This window comes from Salifodinibacter halophilus, from assembly GCA_012999515.1.
Taxonomy (GTDB): domain Bacteria; phylum Pseudomonadota; class Gammaproteobacteria; order Nevskiales; family Salinisphaeraceae; genus Salifodinibacter; species Salifodinibacter halophilus.
Genome location: JABEEB010000284.1, coordinates 1 through 269, shown reverse-complemented (window position 1 = coordinate 269; position 269 = coordinate 1). Strand labels below are relative to the sequence as shown.

The 269-nt window shown below is 61.3% G+C and carries 1 protein-coding gene; it reads left to right on the top strand.

Translation table 11 applies throughout. The features are described from left to right. On the top strand, window positions 1–269 hold a 269-nt coding region (locus HKX41_11680), incomplete at both ends, for a protein translocase subunit SecF (GenBank protein NNC24793.1).

Here is a 269-nt window from a genome sequence, read left to right as displayed (position 1 = left end):
GTCGCTGCGCTCCTGATGCTCATCGGGTATTCGGTCGACTCCGACATCCTCCTCACGAACCACGTACTCAGGCGCTCGGGGAGCTTCTACGAGAGCGTCGACCGTGCGATGAAGACCGGTGTGACGATGACCGTCACGTCGATCGTCGCGATGGCCGTCATGGCCGTCGTGGCCTACGCCTTCGTGATCGAACTGCTCGCGAGCATCGGGCTCGTGCTCGTCTTCGGTCTCGCGACCGACCTCATGAACACGTATATGCTCAACCTCAG